This is a genomic window from Streptomyces sp. SID12501 (genome assembly GCF_010550245.1).
Lineage (GTDB): Bacteria > Actinomycetota > Actinomycetes > Streptomycetales > Streptomycetaceae > Streptomyces.
The window spans coordinates 53931-73171 of the sequence record NZ_JAAGLU010000006.1 but is presented as its reverse complement, the minus strand read 5'-3'; the positions used below and the strand labels follow the sequence as shown (position 1 = coordinate 73171).

Here is a 19241-nt window from a genome sequence, read left to right as displayed (position 1 = left end):
CTTACGGAGTCAGCTGTGTGCACCTCGCACGAGTCCGGGCACGAGCCTGCCCTTGAAGCACCTCAGGCGGGCGCCGGACGGCGTACCTTCCTGCGGGCGACCGCGCTGATCGGGGCGGCGGCGACCACGTCCGTCGCCCTGCCGACGGCCGCCGAGGCATTGACGGACCAGACGCGTTCATCGTGGCGGCCCGACACCGAGAGCCGCCGGTTCACGCTCGCCGTGATGCCCGACACCCAGTACCTCTTCGACGGGCCGAGCATCAACCCCGCGCCGATCGAGGCCTCGCTGCGCTATCTGCTGGAGCACGGGCGGGACGAGAACATCGTCTTCCTCACGCATCTGGGCGACATCACGGAGAACGGCGCCCAGGCCGAAGTCGACGCCGCGGGCAAGGCGTTCGAGCTGCTCGACCGGCGCGGGGTGGGCTACAGCGTCCTCGCGGGCAACCACGATGTCCGCTCGTCCACCACCGACCAGCGCGGGGCGACCCCGTACCTGGACGTCTTCGGTCCCGAGCGCTTCCGGTCCAAGCGGACCTTCGGCGGTGCCTCGGCCGACGGCTACAACACCTTCCACGTCTTCAGGGCGGCCGACCGCGAGTGGCTCGTCCTCGCCCTGGACTGGCGGCTGTCGGACAAGGGGTACGCCTGGGCCGAGAGCGTCATCGCCCAGCACCCGACCCTGCCGGTCGTCCTCACCACGCACGAGCTGGTGTACGAGGACGACACGCTCTCCGCGTACGGGCAGCAGCTGTGGGCCAAGCTGGTCAAGAACCACGACCAGATCTTCCTCACCCTCAACGGGCACTACTGGCCCGCCGCCCGCGCCACCCGCAAGAACGCGGCCGGGAACGACGTCCACCTGCATCTGACGAACTATCAGAACCGTTACTACGGTGGTGCGGCGATGATCCGCCTTTACCACTTCGACCTCGACCGCGACACCATCGACGTCGAGACGGTCTCGCCGTGGATCCTGGGCCGGGCGGCCAAGGGGCTGAACGAGCTGGAGCGCGAGGAGATGGAGCTGTCCGGCGACGCGGACCGCTTCTCCGTGGACATCGACTTCGAGCAGCGGTTCTCGGGCTTCGCGCCGGTGGCGCCGCGACCGGCCCGGCCGGTGAAGAAGATGCTGGTTCCCGGGACCGTCGCCTACTGGCGCTTCGACGGACAGCGGGACGGCGCGGCCGTGACCGGCACGGTCCGCGACCAGTCGGGCCGTGGCAACGACCTGAGCCTGGTCACAGTCGGCGCGGCCGCCCTCACCTGGTCGTCCGACCACCACCCTGACCAGCCGGGCCACGGCAGTCTGGAGTTCCAGGGCTACAAGTCCCCCCTGAAGGGCGCGTATCTGCGCACGGTCGACGGCGCACCCCTCAACTCGGCCACCTTCAAGGCGGGTTACACCATCGAGGCGTTCTACCGTCTGCCCGCCGACTGGGACCCCGCGCACCACGCCTGGGCCGGACTGGTCAGCCGTACCGGCACGGGCGGGGCCGCGGGCAAGACTGCGGACGACCCGGACGAGCCGCTGGCGACGCTGTCGCTCTCCGACGGGCCCGGCCCGCAGTGGGCGGTCCGGCCGCTCAACCAGCAGGGCATCGCGACCAACTGGGGCGACGAGACCGCGCGGGAGGTGTGGTGGCACGTGGCCGTGGTCAACGACGGCCGGCACACCACGCTGTACGTCCAGGGCTGCCCGGTGGCCCGCAATCCGCACGCCACCGCGGTCGGGCTCACCTCGGTCGGGCTGCCCTGGCTGCTCGGCGGCTACGAGTACGCGGGGAAGATCGACCAGATCCTGCACGGCCGCCTGGGCGACGTACGGATCGTCGAACGGGCGCTGCCCGTCAGCGCGTTCATGAACCGCTGACACCCCCCGTCAACCACTGACGCACACCCCGTCGGGCTCCGCCAAGCCTCCTGGACTCCACAGCTCTCCGGATCCGACCAGATCCGACCAGATCCCAAGGAACCCACAGACCATGACAGAGCAGCAGCTGCCTGCCTGGGCGGACCCCGCCGTCTCCCCCGCCGGCCTCGACGCCCAGGGCGTCTCCCGGCGCCAACTCCTGCACCGGGCGGGCCTGTTCGGCGCCGCCTTCGCCGCCGGGTCACTGGCGACGCCCGCCTCCGCCGCGGCCGGCCCGCGACGGCTCGGCGGCAGTGACCCGCGCCTCGCCTACCTCGTCGGCGACCATCACATCCACACCGTGTACAGCCACGACGCCAAGTACACGTTCTCCCAACTGGCGGCGGCGGGCGAGAAGTTCGGCCTCGACTGGATGGTGTTCACCGAGCACTCCAACTTCGGCCACGCCCAGTTCGGCGCCCCGCTGGAGCACGCCGAGATCCTCAAGGCGCGGGCGGAGAACCCGCGTCAGCTGATCTTCCAGGGCCTGGAGTGGTACATCCCGGGTGCCGAGCACTGCACGGTGTTCTCACCTCCCGGCCGCCACGAGGTCGACCTGCTCACCAAGTTCGAGAGCGCCTACGACGGCAAGCTCCTCGGCTACACGGACGGTTCGGCCGGCGGCGCGGACACCGCCCGCAACGAGGCGCACGCAGTCAAGGGCATCCAGTGGCTGGCCGAGCAGCGCCGCACCGGTTACGTCGACGACGTGCTGGTCCTCGCCAACCACCCGATGCGCCTGGGCATCGACTCCCCGCACGAGATCCGCAACTGGCGTGACGCGGCCCCCGAGATCATGATCGGCATGGAGGGCGCACCCGGCGCCCAGGGCGCGGCCATTCCCGGCTGGCGCGGGGCCAACTCGATCCGCGGCGAGTACGAGAACAAGCCCTCGGCGCAGTCCTGGCAGGGCTATCCGGCGGACGGGTACCGGACGTACGGCGGCTTCGACTGGGCGACCGCGACGGTCGGCGGGCTGTGGGACTCGATGCTGGCTGAAGGCAGCCTGTTCTCGATCACCACGAACTCCGACGCGCACCGGATCGTCTTCGACACCTGGAAGAACGGTGACTGGCCGGCCGGGCAGAACTTCGACAACACCGGCAAGCTGCCCGACCCGGTGAACACCGACAGCCCGCAGCCCGGCAGCGACTTCTGGCCCGGCCAGTTCAGCCGCACCCACGTGGGCGTCACCGGCTACGGCTACCGCTCGGTGATGGCGGGTATGCGCGCGGGCCGGGTCTGGCTGGACCACGGCCACCTGCTGGACGGGCTCGACGTACGGCTGACGCGTGACTGCGACTTCGGCCGGGGTGTCACGCTGGGCGGCCGGCTCCGGGTCCGCAAGGGCGAGAAGCTCACGCTGAACATCACCGTGACCAGCGCCTCGCGTCTCAACCCCCAGGGAATCCTGCCCGAGTTGGCGCACGTCGACGTGATCCGGGGCGCGGTGCGCGGCCGGGTCGCCGACCGGGACACCTGGCAGGCGCCGGACACGAAGGTCGTGAAGTCGAAGGACGTGACGGGCCGCACGGGGACCTACACCCTGCGCGTGCCGCTGACCGCCGGCGACGAGTCGTTCTACGTCCGGCTGCGGGGCAGCGACGGCAACCGGCACGGCGCCGGATACCTCGGCTCCTCGGTCGACCCGCACGGGCCGATCACTCACGAGCCCGGAAACGGTGACCCGTGGGCCGATACGTGGTTCTATTCGAACCCGGTATTCGTCGACGTCCTGGGTGGCTGACTGATGAAGCGTCAACTCCTGTCCCTGACCGCGCTCTTGGGCCTTGTCGGAGCGCTCTCGCTCGGCGGCGGTGGAGCAGCGTCCGCCGCCGACGCGCAGTGGACGGAGACCGGCGCGACCCAGGTCGACTCGCTGGGCAGCGGTCAGGGGCTGGCGTCCCGCGCGGACGGCACGCTCCTGTACCGGGGTCTCACCTCCATCCCGCTGGACCTGCGCATCGCCGGCTGGAACCACATCGGTGACCCGGACATCGCGAACGGGTACGTGTTCGACGCCTATCAGGGTTCGGACACGGCCACGTCCAAGATGTTCGCGGTCACCACCCCGGCGGGGCAGCGCTACCAGTACGTGCATCAGCTCGACTCGGGCGAGAAGCTGAACAACTCCTTCGCCACCGTCTCGCCCGACAACCAGTGGCTGGTGTCGGGCGAGTGGGGCGACCGGACCCGTCTCCAGGTCTTCCCGGCCCCGCTCCTCAACGCGTCGACCCCCGCCACGGGCGGCGCGCTGGCGCAGGCCGGGCAGATCAGCCTGGACAAGACGGTGCGGGACATCCAGGGGTGCGACTTCGTCACCGCGACCCGGCTGCTGTGCGCCTCGGACGACGAATCGGGCACCCTGTTCCCGGAGATCCGCCCGCTGCTCCAGGTCGATCTGGCGCGCGCGGTGGACGGCAAAACGGTCACGGGCCACGTCACGAGCCTGTTCGCCCTCCCCCAGCGCAGCACCTGCACGGGGACGGAGTACGAGGCGGAGGGCGTCGACTACGACACGAGCACCGGCACCCTGCGCGCCGAGGTCGTCCAGCCGGGCATCTGCGCGCTGGCGACCACCGTGTACTCGTACCAGCAGGTCACGGGCTGACGGACTGCTCGCAGGAGGCGTAGCGTGACCGCGTGACCATCGAGGAGTCGCCGCGGCCGCAGTCCCTGATGCTGACGTTCCTGGGTGACCATCTGCTCGGGCGCGAGGTCTGTGTGTACTCGGGCAGTGTGATCGACGTGTTCGCGCGGGTGGGCGTCGGCGAGCAGGCGACCCGTTCGACACTGACCCGGATGGTGAGCCGCGGTCTGCTGCGCCGCCAACGCGAGGGCCGCCGGATGTACTTCGGGCTGACCGGGCGTTCGGCGGCCGTGCTGGCGGACGGTGAGCGGCGCGTCTGGCACACCGGGGCGGTCAACCGGCACTGGGACGGCACCTGGACCCTGCTCGGCTTCTCCCTTCCGGAGTCCTGGCAGCGCCAACGCCACGATCTGCGCTCGCAGTTGACGTGGAGCGGCTTCGGCCCGCTGTTCAACGGCGTGTGGATCGCGCCGGGCGAGGCCGACGTCTCCGCCCTGGTGACGGAACTCGGCCTGTCCACCCACGTGAAGATGTTCCGGGCGCACGCCGACCTGGGCATGGATATCGGCGCGATGATCGAGGAGACCTGGGAACTGCCCGAACTGGCCGCGCGGTATGGGGTGTTCGCACGGCGGTGGCCGCCCTGGGAGACCGAGCTGCCGGCGGCGGACGACGCCCTCTCCCTGCGCCTCGTCCTGCAGGCCGAGTGGCTGGGGATCATCCGCCGCGACCCGCGCCTCCCGGTCGGGCATCTCCCGGGCGACTGACCGGCCGAACGGGCCGAGAAGACGTTCCGGGTGGTGCACGAACGGCTCACACCGCTCGCCCAGGTTGCCTCGGAACGCCTTCTCGACCTCGTGCCCGCGCGCGAGGATCAGCTGGACCAGAGGGATCAGGCGTAGAAACGGGACAGGCTCTGCAGCACGGCCGCCGGCTTCGGGGCGCCCTCGATCTCGATCGTGCCGTCGACGGTGATCTGCACCCCGCCCGGCACCTCCTCGACGTCTGCCAGCCTGCCGACCAGCCGGATCTTCGCACCGACCTTCACGGGCGAGGGGAAACGCACCTTGTTGAGGCCGTAATTGACCTTCGTGGTGACGCCCTGGACGTCCAGCAGCTCGGTGAAGAGCGGGATGAAGAGGGAGAGGGTGAGGTATCCGTGGGCGATCGGGGCGCCGAAGGGGCCCTCGGCGGCCTTCTCCGGGTCCACGTGGATCCACTGGTGGTCGCCGGTCGCGTCGGCGAAGGTGTTGATGCGTTCCTGCGTGACCTCGATCCACTCACTGGTGCCCAGGTCGCCGCCGGCGAGCTTCTTGAGTTCGTCGATGCCGTTGACCGTGATGCTCATATCGCGTTCCTTAGCTGGGAGTCGAGCTGGTAGTTGATGAGGGCGCGGGTCCGGCGGGGCTACGAACCCGCGCCGAAGGCCTTGCGCACCCGGGCCTTGAGGAGCTTTCCGGAGGCGGTGCGCGGGAGTTCGTCCGCGATGACGACCGACTTCGGGATCTTGTACTTGGCGAGCCGCCCGGACAGCGAGGCGAGCACCTCGTCCGCGTCCAGGGCCGCGCCCTCGCGGGACACGACGACCGCTCGCGGCACCTCGCCCCACTTCTCGTCGGCGACGCCGATGACCGCGCACTCGACGATGTCGGGGTGCGCCAGGAGGAGGTCCTCGATCTCGGCGGGGTAGATGTTCTCCCCGCCCGAGATGATCATGTCCTTGATGCGGTCGACGATGAAGACGTACCCGTCCTCGTCGATCCGGGCGGCATCCCCGCTGCGGAACCAGCCGTCCGTGAAGGAGGCGGCCGTCTCCTCGGGCAGGCCCCAGTAACCGGGCATGACATGCGGCCCGCGGACCACGATCTCGCCCGGCTCGCCGACCTCGGCGGGAGTCAGGTCCGGCCGTACCACCCGTACGTCGCTGAAGAAGTGCGGTACGCCCGCCGAGCCGGCCTTGCTGACCGCGTGCTCGGCGTCCAGGAACAGAGTGCCGGGCGAGGCCTCGGTCATGCCGTAGCCCTGGAGGAAGGTGAGCCCGCGCTCCTGGAAGCGCGCGATGAGCGGGGTCGGCACCGGCGAGCCGCCGCAGGAGAGCATGCGCAGCGACGACAGGTCGGCGTCGGCCCAGCGCGGGTGTCTGGCCACCTGGTCGAACATGGTCGGCACCCCGAACATGAAGGTGATCCGGTGCTGTTCGATCAGGTCGAAGGTCTCGTCCGCCGCGAAGGACTCGACCAGGACGCAGGCACCGCCCTTGAGCAGCACGGGCAGGGTGAGCATGTTCAGCCCGGCCGTGTGGAACAACGGGGCGGAGACCAGGGCGCGTTCGTCCGTGATGACGTCCTGGTCGACGAGCACGTTGACGGCGTTCCAGGTCAGGTTGCCGTGCGTGAGCATGGCGCCCTTGGGGCGGCCCGTCGTGCCCGAGGTGTACATGATGATGCAGGTGTCGTCGGCGGTGACCGGCGCGTCGACCGGTTCGGCGGAGGCACCGGCGAGCGCCTCCTCGTACTCGGCGCCGACCTCGACGAACGTCCGCACGTCCGTGTTGCCGGGCAGTCCGGCGACGAGACCCGCGTGCGAGGTGCCGTAGACGAGTGCCTTGGCGCCGGAGTCGGCGAGCTGGTAGGCGATCTCCGGGCCGGCGAGGCGGGTGTTGAGCGGTACGAAGACCGCGCCGAGCGTGCCTGCCGCGAACAGTGTCTCCAGGTAGGAGGGGTGGTTCGGGCCGAGGTAGGCGATCCGGTCGCCGCGCCGCACACCCCGGTCACGCAGGGCGTGCGCGAGCCGGGTGGTGCGCTCGTACAGCTGTGCGTAGGTGATCGTGGTGTCACCGTGGATCAGGGCGGTGCGTTGGGGGGTCTTGCGGGCCCGGCGGGCGGGCCAAGACCCCAGTCCCTCGTTGCGCATCGTTGCGCCCCTCTACGAGTTACGAGTTACGAGACATGAGTTACGAGACATGCGACGGGACTTGTGGCCTATGGCTTCGTGAGTCCGAGGAGCCGGGCCGCGTTCTCCTTGAGGATCTTCGGCCTGACCTCGTCCTTGATCGGCAGTTTCTCGAAGTCGGCGAGCCAGCGGTCGGGGGTGAGCACCGGGTAGTCCGAGCCGAAGAGGACCTTGTCCTTGAGCAGTGTGTTGGCGTACTGCACCAGTTGCGGCGGGAAGTACTTCGGTGACCAGCCGGACAGGTCGATGTGCACACCCGGCTTGTGCGTGGCGACAGCGAGGGCCTCGTCCTGCCAGGGGAACGACGGATGCGCCAGGATGATCTTCATCTCCGGGAAGTCCGCGGATACGTCGTCCACGTGCAGCGGATTGCTGTACTTGAGCCTGATTCCGCCGCCGCCGGGCACCCCTGCCCCGATGCCGGTCTGGCCGGTGTGGAAGAGCGCGATCGTGCCGGTCTCCTCGATCACCTCGTACAGCTCGTACGCGACCGAGCGGTCGTTGGGGAAGAAGCCCTGGATGCTGGGGTGGAACTTGAAGCCCCTGACCCCGTACTCCTCGACCAGGCGGCGGGCCTGCTTGACGCCCGCCCGGCCCCGGAAGGGGTCGATGGAGGCGAAGGGGATCAGCACGTCCGGGTTGGCCGCGGCGGCCTCGGCGACCTCCTCGTTGGGGACGGGCGCGGTGCCGGTCGCGGACTCGGCGTCCACCGTGAAGATCACGGCGGCCATCTTCCGCTCGCGGTAGTACGCGGCGGTCTCCTCCAGGGTCGGCTTCCGCTTGCCCTCGACCTTGAAGTAGGCCGACGAGGCGTCGTGGAGGTCGTCGGCCAGGGACGAGGTGCCCTTGGAGGAGATCTCGGCGTGGGTGTGGACGTCGATCGCGACGAGTTCCTCGACGTTGAGGTGCGCCATGGTTACGCCTCCGGGAACTTGGGGGCGGGGATGCCCACCGACTGGAGCTCTGCGCCGACCGAGGTGGGCCACGCGTCGGCCAGGGTCTCGGGGGTCCAGCCGCCGTCCGCGTACGCCGCCCTGATCTCCTGCGGATGCGACCAGAGTGCCACCTTGTCGCCGCCGATGCCGATGGCCTGGCCGGTGATGCCCCGGGCGGCCTCGGAGGCGAGGAAGGGGACGAGTGCGGCGCAGTCCTCGGGGGTGCCGAAGCCCTCGCCCTTGCGCAGGAAGGCCGGGAACGGCTCGCCGTTCTTCAGCGCCTCGATGTACGGGGCGAAGGCGGGGATCGTCTCGGTCATCGCGGTGGCGGCCACCGGCACGATCGCGTTGACGGTGATGTTCGCCCGGCCCAGCTCCATCGACCAGGTGCGGGCGAAGGCGGCGATGCCGGCCTTGGCGGCGGCGTAGTTCGTCTGCCCGAAGTTGCCGCGCTGGCCGGCCGGGGAGCCGACCAGGATCAGCGTGCCGCCCTCACCCTGCTCGCGCATGCGTACGGCGGCGGCGCGGGCGCAGGTGAAGGTGCCCTTGAGGTGGGTGGTGATCACCGCGTCGAAGTCGTCGTCGGTCATCTTCCACATCACCTTGTCGCGCAGGATGCCCGCGTTGGTGACCAGGATGTCGAGCCGGCCGAACTCCTCCACCGCGCGGTTCACGAGCCGCTCGGCGGCCTCTGTCGTGCCGACCGGGACCACCTCGGCCACGGCGGTGCCGCCCGCCGCGGTGATGGACTTCACGGCCTGCTCGGCCACGGTCTCGTCGATGTCGTTGACGACAACGGAGGCGCCGGCGGCGGCGAGAGCGTGCGCGTAGGCGAGGCCGAGGCCACGGCCACTGCCGGTGACGACGGCGACCTTGCCGGTCAGATCGATGCTGGACACGAGGGGGGTCCCTTCACAAGACGAATCCGCTACGGGATCGAAGCTAAGAGCAATAATTGTTGACGTCAATAGTTGTTGCCATCAGATGCGTGCGCCATGCTGGAATCAGCACATGGAGCCGCCCCGCCCGGGGCCTCGACGAGGGAGCCCGCCATCGCCCGCCAGCAGGACGTCCAGAATCCAGCCCCGATCGACACGCACGAGCCCTGGATGCGCGGCCTGCACTCGGACACCGGTTACCTGCTGTACCGGCTGGGCCTGCGTTCCGGCCAGCTGTTCAACACCTTCCTCCAGGAGTCGGGGCTACGGCTGCGCCACTACGCGGTGCTCCGCTTCCTGACCACCTCCACGGGCGCACTCCAGCGCGAGCTGAGCACCTCGCTCGGATACGACCCGAGCGCGATCGTCGGCCTGGTGGACGACCTGGAGAAGCTCGGCTTCGTCGAACGCCACCCCTCCCCCGACGACCGCCGCAGCCGGATCGTCGCCCTGACCGGGGACGGCCGCACCTTCCTCCGCGACACCGACGAGGCCGGCCAGCGCGTGACCAACGAACTGCTGAGCCCGCTCGACGCGGCCGAACGGGAGTCGCTGCACACCCTGCTCCAGCGGCTCACGGAGGACGGACTGAACTGATGCTGTGCACATTCTTGACTGTCGCTTGATTGGTGCCTAACTTCACCCTGGCACCGGTACGGTCCCCCGACCGGTGACATCCCCCACGACGGAGACACACGGCATCGCCCAGTCCGCGACCTACGGGCCACCGGGCGCCCTGTTCTGCGAGACGTTGGGCCGACGGCGGCAGTACGCCCGTGTCGCTGCTGCTGTGCGGCGGCGCTTCGATCACCGCGGTCACCGTGTGGTGGATGCCCGAGACCTGCACCGACACGCTCGACTCCTCGGGCCCTCCCCCGGGAAACCCCCGCCCCCGAAGGGATCCGCCCGTGAACTCCCGCACTCCCGTCCCGGACACGGGCATCGACCGCACGCGGGTGCCGCACCGCTCCGCGGTGTACAGGGACGTATACAGGGACGTGACGTCCACACCCCGGGGAGCTGCCCGCCCATGACCACCCTCTCCGCGCCCGACCGGCTGCTGTCCGTGCTCAGCGCCTTCGACCACGAGCACCCGGCACTGTCCCTCACCGACATCAGCCGCCGGGCCGGACTGACCCTCACCACCACACACCGCCTCGTGGGCGCCCTCGCCCACTGGGGCGCCCTGGAGCGGGGCGACGACGGCGTCTACCACGTGGGCCTCAGACTGTGGGAGATCGCGGCGCTCGCCCCGCGCGGGCTGGCGCTGCGGCAGATCGCGCTGCCGTATCTGGAGGACCTGTACGAAGCGACGCACGAGAACGTGCAGTTGGCGGTACGGGACGGCGGCGAGGTCGTCTACATCGAGTGGCTGTCGGGCCGTTCGGCGGTCGGGGTGCACATCCGGGTCGGCGCCCGCTGGCCACTGCACGCCACGGGCGTCGGCCTCGCCCTGCTCGCCCACGGAGACCAGGCGCTCCAACAGCACTACTGCGAGGGCCCGTTGACCGCCTTCACCCCGCACACGATCACCGACCCGGCCCAGTTGCGCCGCGTCCTGGCCGAAGTCCGGCGCACAGGTGTGGCGGTGAGCAGCCGTCAGGTCACCGACGACGCCCTGTCGGTGGCGGCCCCGGTGCATGGTCCGGGCGGCGCGGTGATCGCCGCGGTGTCGGTCGTGGTGCCCCAGGCGGACGCCCAGGTACCGGCGTTGGTGCCAGCGGTAAGACTGGCGGCAAGAGGCATCTCAAGGGCACTGGGCTGGCGCCCCTGAAAGGGCGCGGGGAACTGCGCGACCAGCCACAGAACCGGCAGCCAAAATCCCTCGCACCGGTGAGGACACCCCCACGCACCCCTAGTAATACTGAACCGGCCCCTTGCCCCGAAGAAGCCGACATGCCTCCACCCACCTGGCCCTCATCAGCCCTGACCCGCCTACGAACAGCGAACCCCTACGCCGTAAACGCCGCCCTGGCGATACTGGTCCTCTTCGCCGCCTCCCTCCAGTGGATGTTCCCCGACGAGGGCGACGACCGACTGACCTGGCAGGGCTGGCTCCTGGCCGCCGCCACAGCGCTCCCGCTGGTGTGGCGCCGCCGAGCCCCCTTCGCCTGCGCCATGGCGGTGTCCGTGGCAACCCCCGTCATGGTGATCCACCACGCAACCCCACCGGACGTGATGTACGGCGGGCTGGTCATCATCTACACCATGTCCGCCCAGGGACGACCCTGGCAGAGCCGGTTCATGCTGCTCGGCTGGCTGGCCGGGGTCTCCGTCACCATCCAGCACAAGGAAGGCGCCGAGCCCTTCGCGTACGCCTTCCAGCTCCTGAGCCTGTTCTTCGCGTACGGCCTCGGCGTGCTCGCCCGTGGCCCAGCGCGCCTACACCGCGTCCGGTGGAGGACCGCGCCCGCCGTCTGGAGCGGGAGAGGGCCGCCGACACCGCTCGCGCCCTGGCCCAGGAACGGGCCCGGACCGCCCGCGACATGCACGACATCCTCGCCCACGCGGTGAGCCTGATGGTCGTACAGGCGGAGGCCGGACCGGTCGTCGTACCCAGTGATCCGGAACGGGCGGAGGCGGCCTTCGACGCGATCGCCGGGTCCGGACGGGACGCGATGCAGCAACTGCGGCGCATTCTCGGGGCATTGAAGGAGGAAGCGGAGGAGCAAAGAAACCTGAACGGCGACGCGCGCCACCTCCCGCAACCGGGCATCGCCTCCCTGACCGCGCTGGTGGAGCAGGTACGGAACTCCACCGGCCTGCACGCCGAAGTACACAGCACGGGCGATCCCCGCCCCCTCCACCCGGAGATGGAGGTGGCCGCCTACCGCGTGGTCCAGGAAGCCCTGACCAACACGGTGAGACACGCGTACGCTGCCAGCGCGCGGGTCAAACTCGACTGAGGGGCGGACGAGTTGAAGCTGACGGTGATGGACGAGGCCAAGGCCCGGAGCGGGACGCGCGTGAGGGCGGCCACGGTCTGATCGGCATCCGGGGGCGGGCCGCCGCGTGCGGAGGCAGCGCGACCGCGGGCCCCGGCCCCGACGGCGGCTTCCGCGTCGTCGTACACCTGCCGACCGCCGTGGACCGGCAGACAGCCCCGGGGTGAGGCGATGAGCATCCGGGTGGTCGTCGCCGACGAACTCGTCCGCAGCGGCTTCAGCATGATCCTGGAGGCGCAGCAGGACATCGAGGTGGTCGCGGAAGCCGGCCGCGGCGCCGCGGCCGTCGCCGCGGTCGTCCGCCACACCCCCGCCGTCGTCCTCCTGGACATCCGGATGCCCGGCATGGACGGCCTGGAGGCGGCCCGCCGGGTGTGCGCGCAGTCCACCTGCAAGGTCGTCATGCCGACCACCTTCGACCTCGACGAATACGTGTACGAGGCCCTGTACGCGGGCGCCAGCGGCTTCCTCCTGAAGGACGTCTGCCGCGACGACCTGGTCCACGCGGTACGGGTGGTGGCGGCCGGCGACTCCCTCCTGGCCTCCACGGTGACGCGCCGCCTGGGCGCGGACATCGTCCGCACCCGCCGCGAGAAGGCCGCCACCGAGCCCGTACCGCAGCACCTGGAGATCCTCACCGGCCGCGAGGAGGAGACACTCCGACCACTGGCCCGCGGCCTGTCCAACGCGGAGATCGCCACGACCCTGTTCGTGACCGAACACACTGTCAAGACGCATGTGAGCAACGTGTTGAGCAAGCTGAGGCTGAGGGACCGGGTGCAGGCCGTGATCTGCGCGTACGAGACGGGGTTGGTGGCACCGGGGACGCCCTGACGACAACTCACTTATCAGCGCGAACCTGCCCTCAGCGGGCCGAAGTCGCGCTACCGTCCCCGCGTGACGATCAGACGATCCGCTCTTCTCATCGGGGTGGGCGACACTCCGCGTGCCGCGTCGAGGTTCGGCTCCCTGGCGGAGCCGGTGACACGGGACCTCGAAGCGATGGGTACGCAGCTCGCCGCGTCGGGCTACTCCGTCCACACCCTCGGGCAGGGCGACGACGGGCAGGTAGAGCGGAACGACATCACCACCGCGCTGGAACAGGCGACCCAGGAGGAGTGCGAGCTGCTGCTCGTGTACTTCACGGGGCACGGAGTGCACGTCGGAGGCACCGACTACCTGGTTCCCGGGAACGCGCTCGCCCCCACGCGCGGCCAGCAGTGGTCGAAGGCCCAGCTCGACTCGCTCCTCCCCGTCGACATGACGTCCTACCTGGCCGGGTGCAGGGCGGAGTCGGTCGTCTACGTCGTCGACGCGTGCCGTGACAGCGCGCCCGACGACGACTCAGCGGGCTTCGGCGCCACCACCGTCCGCGCCCCGTCGAAGCGGCTGGCGCTGCTGGTCGGCTGCGATCACGGGGAGCGCTGCCACTACGACGCCACCGGAAGCCGCTTCACCCGCGCACTCGCCGAGGCCCTGGACCCGTACGCCCCTCAGCGCACCCTCGCGGCGGTGTTCCGCCAGGCCAAGGAGCGCACCACGGACTATGCGCGCCGGGCCGGTGCGCAGCACCCCCAGGTGAGCTGCGCGCCCACGGACGAGCCCTTGTCGGCCTTCCCCGAGCTGTGCGAGGGCACGGAGATCCCGCTGCGCTGGCGCGAGGACGTGGAGAAGGCCTCGTTGTGGATCACCGGGCCGGGCGAGGAGGGCCCGGACGCCCCCATGCGGGAGCGCATCGCCGAGTTCGCCCGCGAGTGCGCCGTCTCCGTGCTCAAGGACCGGCGCCGCTTCGACGACCCGTGGAACGACCCCGGGCTGCCGACCCGGACGGTACGCCGGGTGATGCCGGAGCTGCTGCACGGCGGCGCCGACCGTTCCCCGGTCGAGACCGGCCTTCTGGTGGCGCTGCCCTTCCTCCGTGAGGCCATGTGGGCCCGCAAGCTCAGCAGGCTCTCCGAGGTGGACCCGTTCGACCTCGATCCGGTACGCCAAAACGAGAACCGCTCCAAAATGCGCAACGAGCTGCAGTACGTGCACGAGAGCCACCCACAGCTGCTGCGGAAGGCCCGCGGCCACGGCCGGCGGGGCGAGACCGAGGCACACCGGGCTCTGGCCTCGTGGCTGGCCCATCGCTGGGTGGCCGAGCAGCTCGTCGACCCGCCCGACTCCGGTGGGCTGGAGCTGATCGGCCGACTGGCGAGGGCGCTGCTCGGACCGGGACAGGACCATCAGGAGCAACTCGACGAGGTCCGCTGGCTGTTGGCGAAGAGCATTCGGTTCCTGGCCGACGACCCCGTCGATCTGCCCTCGTACAACCGCTATCTGGCGGACGCGCCTACGGCCCTCACGACCGCGGAGGAACGGTGCCCGGTACGGCTGTGGAGCGTGCTGGGGCTGGTCCGGCTCGCCGGTCTCCTCGCCGCCGACATCCGGCAGTTCCCCGATGTTCTGCCCGATCACGTGGGCGTGGCCGACCCGGTCCGGCCGGCCGATGTCGTGCGCACGCTGCACGACCAGCTGGAATGGGCCAACGCGGCCAACGACCTGCACCTGAAGATGCTCTGCCCGCATCCCGCGCTCCACGAGGGCCTCACCGACCTCGTACTGCGTGCGGACACCGTTCTGGGCGCCCTGCACACCGCCCGGGAACAGCAGAGCGGCGAGTTCCCGGAGCGGCTGCCAGGCCGGGTCACCACCCGCGATCTGCGGCCCGCGCGGCGCCCACACTCCGAGGAACGCGTCTATTCCGCCCCACTGTTGCGCTTCGCGCTGGCCCAGGACGAGATCCGCGAATTGCTGATGGGTCATCAGCTGTACGGCGACCGGTCCCTGGCCGTACGGGAGTTGTACCAGAACGCCGCCGACGCCTGCCGCTACCGCGAGCTTAGGTGGGAGTACCTGAAGCGCAAGGGCGGCGCCCCCTCCAAGTGGACCGCGGAGATCCGTATCACCCAGGGCCGCGAACCGTCCGTGGACGGCCACCCAGGCCGCGCCTACATCGAGTGCCGCGACAACGGCGTCGGCATGGGCCGGGCTCAGCTGGAGCAGACGTTCAGCCGGGCCGGACGCCGCTTCTCCCAGACCCGCGCGTTCCGCCAGGAGCAGGCCCTCTGGCTGGAGGAGGACTCCGAGCTTCAGCTCTACCCCTACAGCCGGTTCGGCATCGGCGTACTCAGCTACTTCATGATCGCCGACGAGGTCACCCTGGTGACCCGCGAGGTGGACGCCGAGGGCTCGACCGCCCGACAGGCCCTGATCGTCGACATTTCGAGCAGCAGCGGCCTGTTCCGGATCCGGCGGTACGAGGACAAGGACGGGGGCGATCCAATCCGGGACGGGGGAACCCTGGTCCGGCTGATGCTGAGCGAGCCAGAGACGGGCGAGGAGTTGGTGTCCGCGCTGGATGTACTGAGGCGTCAGGTGCGCCTGAACGAGTACGAGTTGAGCCTCCGCGAGGAGGGCGGCGAACCCGTGGTGTGGCCGGCCGGAGAGCTGCGGCACCCCAGGTCCCGGGACGACCGCAGTCTCGTCGCGCCGCTCGACGCCCGAGGACATGTGTGGTGGGTGGCCGACAGGGGCATGGTCCTCGCCGACGGCATCGTCACCTCGCAGGATCCCTTCGGGTACGTCATCAATCTGACTGGCCCACAGGCACCCCAGCTCAGCGTCAACCGCAACAGCTTGCTGAGCTGGGACCGGAACTGGGCCACCGAGGAGCTGCGCTTGGCCGTGGCCGACCTGGCCGGGTGGGAGGGACTGGACCTCCAGTGGCTGTGGAACCTGGAGGATGACATGGACTCACTGGCCAGGACCGTGGCCGCCGAGCTGGCCGGAAGCGGGCTCACCCTGCCCGTCCGGCGGATCTCCGTCCATCATCAGCCGGACGTCGATCTCGACTCCGTCGGCTGGTTTCCGGACGACCGCAACCTCCTCCCGCCGGAGCCCCTGGCCGTGCTCCACAGCACGACCGACCTGACCGACCTCACCGATTCGTGGCGCCTCGCGGTCCTGCGCGACCAGGGCGTCCGTGTCAACGATGATGTCGACAGCACGGTCGTGCTCCCCGAGGACCTCGGCGGACACCCCGTCCCGCACCCTGGCGACAACAAACTGCTCGACAAGGCGAACCGCGACATCACTGACCTGGCCGCCCACATCCGCACCAACGGCCGGACCGTCGCCGAGGCCCTGCGTGCCCTGCGTCGTTTCGCGATCCTCGGCCCCCGACTGCAGATCCCCTCGGTCGTGGCGGACGACACGCCCAGCCTGGACTTCGTTCCCGAGGCCGTCGACCTGGAGCTGCTCACCTGGATGACGAACCGCCGGGCAGAGTGGCTTCCCGCCGCAGGGCAGTTGTTCTCCATATCGGCCGAGACCGGCCTGAGTATCGGCCATCTGCTGGAGCGCTGCCTCCAGTACGCGCCGCTCGGCCTGGCCGCGCCCGACGTGCCGGTCGCCGACATCACCGCCAATGTCGCGACCGCCAGGGAAGCCGAACTGCTGGCCGGCTGGACGAAGCACCAGCGTTCCTACAGCACCGACGCACTGCCGAAAGACGTCCTGTCGGTCCACATCGCCCGGCTGGCGGAGAAACTCGGGCTCACCAGTGCCGAGGTGCTGGCACAACTGCGGCCTTGGGAGTTTCTCGGCTACCAACTGCCCTCGGAGGAGCAGTTGTTGCCTGCCGCCCCCAGCTGGGACCAGTGGGAGATGTTCAACCGTTTGTGGGATCCGTCCGAAGGCCGACGGACGCCCACTCTCCAGGCCCTGCTGGCAGAGGCGGCACGCCGCGAGATCACGGTCGACGCCCTCTTGGAGTCCGTCGGGGATCTCGCCGTCCAGGCCGGTATGCGGCTGCCCGAGCTGAGCCCGCGGTCGGCCGAGGCCCGCCCGCTGGAGGAGAACGATCTGAAACTGCTCACTATCGACGGAGACACCAACAGTCCGCTGCCCACCCAGTCGATCCCCATAGACGTCCTGGCTCTGTGCTACGCACCCGGGGGCAGTATGCCCGGTCTCGGTGCGGACTTCGACTACGAGCCGTGGGGCGCCTTCGTGTCCCGTCTGCGGCGGCTGGAAGCGCTCGGTATGAGCGTCCCGGACGACCTCGAACCCCTCCACCAGTGGCTGGACTTCTCCCCGCGCGACCGCATCGCCCTCCTCATCAGCAGTCTCGATCCAGGCGTCCCGTGGACCGCGGTCACCCTGGTCTGTGTGGCGGGCGGGCTGGGGGAGTCGCTCGGTGACTGCCTGCAGCGGCTGACCACCCATGGGCCCAAGCTCCTCAAGCAGGTCCCGGTCCTTCCCTCATCGGCCCTCTCCCTCACGCCTGGCGAGGGCGGCTCCGAGCTGCTGACGGGCTTGACTGGTATCACCACCGGCGAACCCTTCCGGGCCGCCTGGAAAGACATCACACCGTTCAGCCTCGCAAAATACGCCCACGAGGCCGGCCTCACCATCGACATGGCCCTCGACCAACTCGCCCCGTACCGCGCCCTCGGCGCCCTGGTCCCCGAGCTCACCGACGAAGAGCTCACCCAGGTGACCGGACTCGAACCCGACCGGCACGACCTCCTCGCCCTGTCCTCGAGCATGGCCCTGAAGGAGCCGCGCGACCCCTCCCCCATCAGACCCCTGGAACTGGTGGCCCTGGCCGCCCGGCTCGGCCGGACCGTCCAGAGGGTGTACGAGCGCCTCAGCCGCTACGAACCCTTCGGCGTTGCACTCGACATCCCCCACGCCCCGGACACTCTCCCTCTCTGGCAGGACCTCGTCCTCCTCAGCGAGGGTCTCAACGGCCAGGAACCGGCCCTCCACGGCACCGTCTCCGCGGCCCAGGTCGAATCGCTGGCCCGCGAACTGGACACCGACAGCGGCTGGGTGACAGAACGCCTGCGCGTCTACGCGGCCATGTTCCAACTGGACGTCGCCGAGACCGAAGCCACCGACAACTCGAACGCACCCCAGGAGCAAGCGACTTGAGCACCCCCTCCCACCAGCAGAACCTGGCATACGCACAGGTCGACGTCGGGCAGGTCGACGACGTCTTCCAGGTAACCGCCGACACCGACGGGATCACCGTCACCGGCGTCTGCCCCCGCTGCGACGGCGGCACCTCGACCACGTTCCCGCTGGGGATCGCGGGCACGAAGAGCCTGTTCCCCTGGTCCAAGGACAAGGTGCCGTCCCTCGCCGAACAGGTCGCCCTCAAGGCAACCGAGACGTTCTTCTGCGAATGCGGCTTCGCGCACTCTGGGCAGCCGGAGAACACCCTCTTCGAGGGCTGCGGCGCCCATTGGAAGTTCAAGCCATGAGCGCCGGTGCGGACCGTCGTTGGGAGGAGCTGGCCCGGGAACTCCAGTTCAGTCAGCTCGACCAGTTGCGCAAGCAGGCGGAGGGCTGGCGCAACGGGCTGATCGGACTCACCGCGCTCGTCACGGTCCTCGCCGTACTCAAGGGCCGCGACGACCTGTCCAAGCTGCCCTCACCCTGGCAGACCGTCGCGATCCTGCTGCTCGGCTCGGCCTTCCTGCTCCTCGTGGCGGGTTCGCTGATCGCCGTGCGCGCCTCCTTCGGCAAGCCCGGCGAACTGCTCCATCTCGGTGGGCAGTCGCTGCGGAAATGGACCCTGACCGAGATTCGACGGGTGCGCCAGGCGCTGTATCTGAGCATGTCCGCCTTCACCCTCGGCATGGCCCTCGTGGCTGCCGCCCTCGGCGTCTCCTGGACCCAGACCGAGGATCCCGCCGCCGACCTCGTCAAAGTCGCCTCCACCACAGGGGACTTCTGCGGACAGCTCGTCTCCTACACCCACGCGAACGTCACCCTCCTCCCCACCACCGGCGACACCACCAAGCCACTCGTCCTGCGCACCGCCGACGTCCGCAAGATCGTCCCTGCGACCGCCTGCTGACTCCTGCGGGACGTCCACTCCCCCGCACGACCCATGCCACCCCGCTTCTCCCCC

The 19241-nt window shown here is 69.9% G+C and carries 15 protein-coding genes and 1 pseudogene; 12 read left to right on the top strand and 4 right to left on the bottom strand.

From position 1 onward, the window contains the following. Positions 1-15: 15 nt before the first annotated feature. From G3I71_RS08475 to G3I71_RS08460, 4 genes and pseudogenes are all read left to right on the top strand, one after another. Positions 16-1875: a LamG-like jellyroll fold domain-containing protein gene (locus G3I71_RS08475; RefSeq protein WP_164313323.1), complete on the top strand. Its 1860-nt coding sequence runs from the start codon at positions 16-18 to the stop codon at positions 1873-1875. 112 nt (positions 1876-1987) lie between these two features. Beyond that, a complete protein-coding gene (locus G3I71_RS08470; RefSeq protein WP_164313322.1) occupies positions 1988-3661 on the top strand; it encodes a PHP domain-containing protein in 1674 nt (557 codons plus the stop codon). 3 nt (positions 3662-3664) lie between these two features. Beyond that, the gene (locus G3I71_RS08465) at positions 3665-4525 is read left to right on the top strand and encodes a hypothetical protein (protein WP_164313321.1); all 861 of its coding nucleotides are present in this window, start codon (positions 3665-3667) and stop codon (positions 4523-4525) included. Between the two features lie 32 nt (positions 4526-4557). Continuing rightward, positions 4558-5406, top strand: a pseudogene (locus tag G3I71_RS08460) (PaaX family transcriptional regulator C-terminal domain-containing protein). On the opposite strand, the gene G3I71_RS08455 reads toward G3I71_RS08460, so the two are convergent. The 4 genes from G3I71_RS08455 to G3I71_RS08440 all read right to left on the bottom strand — a co-directional run bounded on the left by G3I71_RS08455 (position 5397) and on the right by G3I71_RS08440 (position 9290). Beyond that, positions 5397-5852 carry a MaoC family dehydratase gene (locus tag G3I71_RS08455; protein WP_164313320.1) on the bottom strand — a complete coding sequence of 152 codons (456 nt, stop codon included), beginning with the start codon at positions 5850-5852 and terminating at the stop codon, positions 5397-5399. The pseudogene G3I71_RS08460 and the gene G3I71_RS08455 sit on opposite strands and share 10 nt — an antisense overlap. A 59-nt stretch (positions 5853-5911) precedes the next feature. Further along, complete coding sequence (menE, locus tag G3I71_RS08450) at positions 5912-7417, bottom strand: o-succinylbenzoate--CoA ligase (RefSeq protein WP_164313319.1); 1506 nt, start codon at positions 7415-7417, stop codon at positions 5912-5914. A 68-nt stretch (positions 7418-7485) separates the two neighbouring features. Beyond that, positions 7486-8370, bottom strand: coding sequence for an amidohydrolase family protein (locus G3I71_RS08445; RefSeq protein WP_164313318.1), 885 nt, complete (start codon positions 8368-8370; stop codon positions 7486-7488). 2 nt (positions 8371-8372) lie between these two features. Beyond that, entirely contained in the window at positions 8373-9290 is a 918-nt protein-coding gene (locus tag G3I71_RS08440; RefSeq protein WP_164313317.1) for an SDR family oxidoreductase, read from the bottom strand. A 96-nt stretch (positions 9291-9386) separates the two neighbouring features. Between G3I71_RS08440 and G3I71_RS08435 the strand changes: the two genes are divergently transcribed. The 8 genes from G3I71_RS08435 (at position 9387) to G3I71_RS08405 (ending at position 19187) form a co-directional block, all read left to right on the top strand. Then, the gene (locus G3I71_RS08435) at positions 9387-9926 is read left to right on the top strand and encodes a MarR family winged helix-turn-helix transcriptional regulator (protein ID WP_239149025.1); all 540 of its coding nucleotides are present in this window, start codon (positions 9387-9389) and stop codon (positions 9924-9926) included. Positions 9927-10359: 433 nt separating this feature from the next. Next, a complete protein-coding gene (locus G3I71_RS08430) occupies positions 10360-11103 on the top strand; it encodes an IclR family transcriptional regulator (RefSeq protein ID WP_164313316.1) in 744 nt (247 codons plus the stop codon). 122 nt (positions 11104-11225) lie between these two features. After that, positions 11226-11843 (top strand): hypothetical protein, encoded by a 618-nt coding sequence (locus G3I71_RS50975; RefSeq protein ID WP_239149023.1) that lies wholly within the window; start codon positions 11226-11228, stop codon positions 11841-11843. Beyond that, on the top strand, positions 11816-12235 hold the full coding sequence (locus tag G3I71_RS50970) for a sensor histidine kinase (RefSeq protein WP_239149022.1): 420 nt from the start codon (positions 11816-11818) through the stop codon (positions 12233-12235). The genes G3I71_RS50975 and G3I71_RS50970 overlap by 28 nt, the downstream gene beginning before the upstream one ends. Before the next feature lie 210 nt (positions 12236-12445). Further along, a complete protein-coding gene (locus tag G3I71_RS08420; RefSeq protein WP_164313315.1) occupies positions 12446-13108 on the top strand; it encodes a response regulator transcription factor in 663 nt (220 codons plus the stop codon). A 63-nt stretch (positions 13109-13171) separates the two neighbouring features. Continuing rightward, positions 13172-18256 carry a caspase family protein gene (locus G3I71_RS08415; RefSeq protein ID WP_164313314.1) on the top strand — a complete coding sequence of 1695 codons (5085 nt, stop codon included), beginning with the start codon at positions 13172-13174 and terminating at the stop codon, positions 18254-18256. Further along, a complete protein-coding gene (locus G3I71_RS08410; protein ID WP_164313313.1) occupies positions 18253-18588 on the top strand; it encodes a hypothetical protein in 336 nt (111 codons plus the stop codon). The genes G3I71_RS08415 and G3I71_RS08410 overlap by 4 nt, the downstream gene beginning before the upstream one ends. After that, positions 18585-19187 (top strand): hypothetical protein, encoded by a 603-nt coding sequence (locus tag G3I71_RS08405; RefSeq protein ID WP_164313312.1) that lies wholly within the window; start codon positions 18585-18587, stop codon positions 19185-19187. The genes G3I71_RS08410 and G3I71_RS08405 overlap by 4 nt, the downstream gene beginning before the upstream one ends. The last annotated feature ends 54 nt before the right edge of the window (positions 19188-19241 follow it).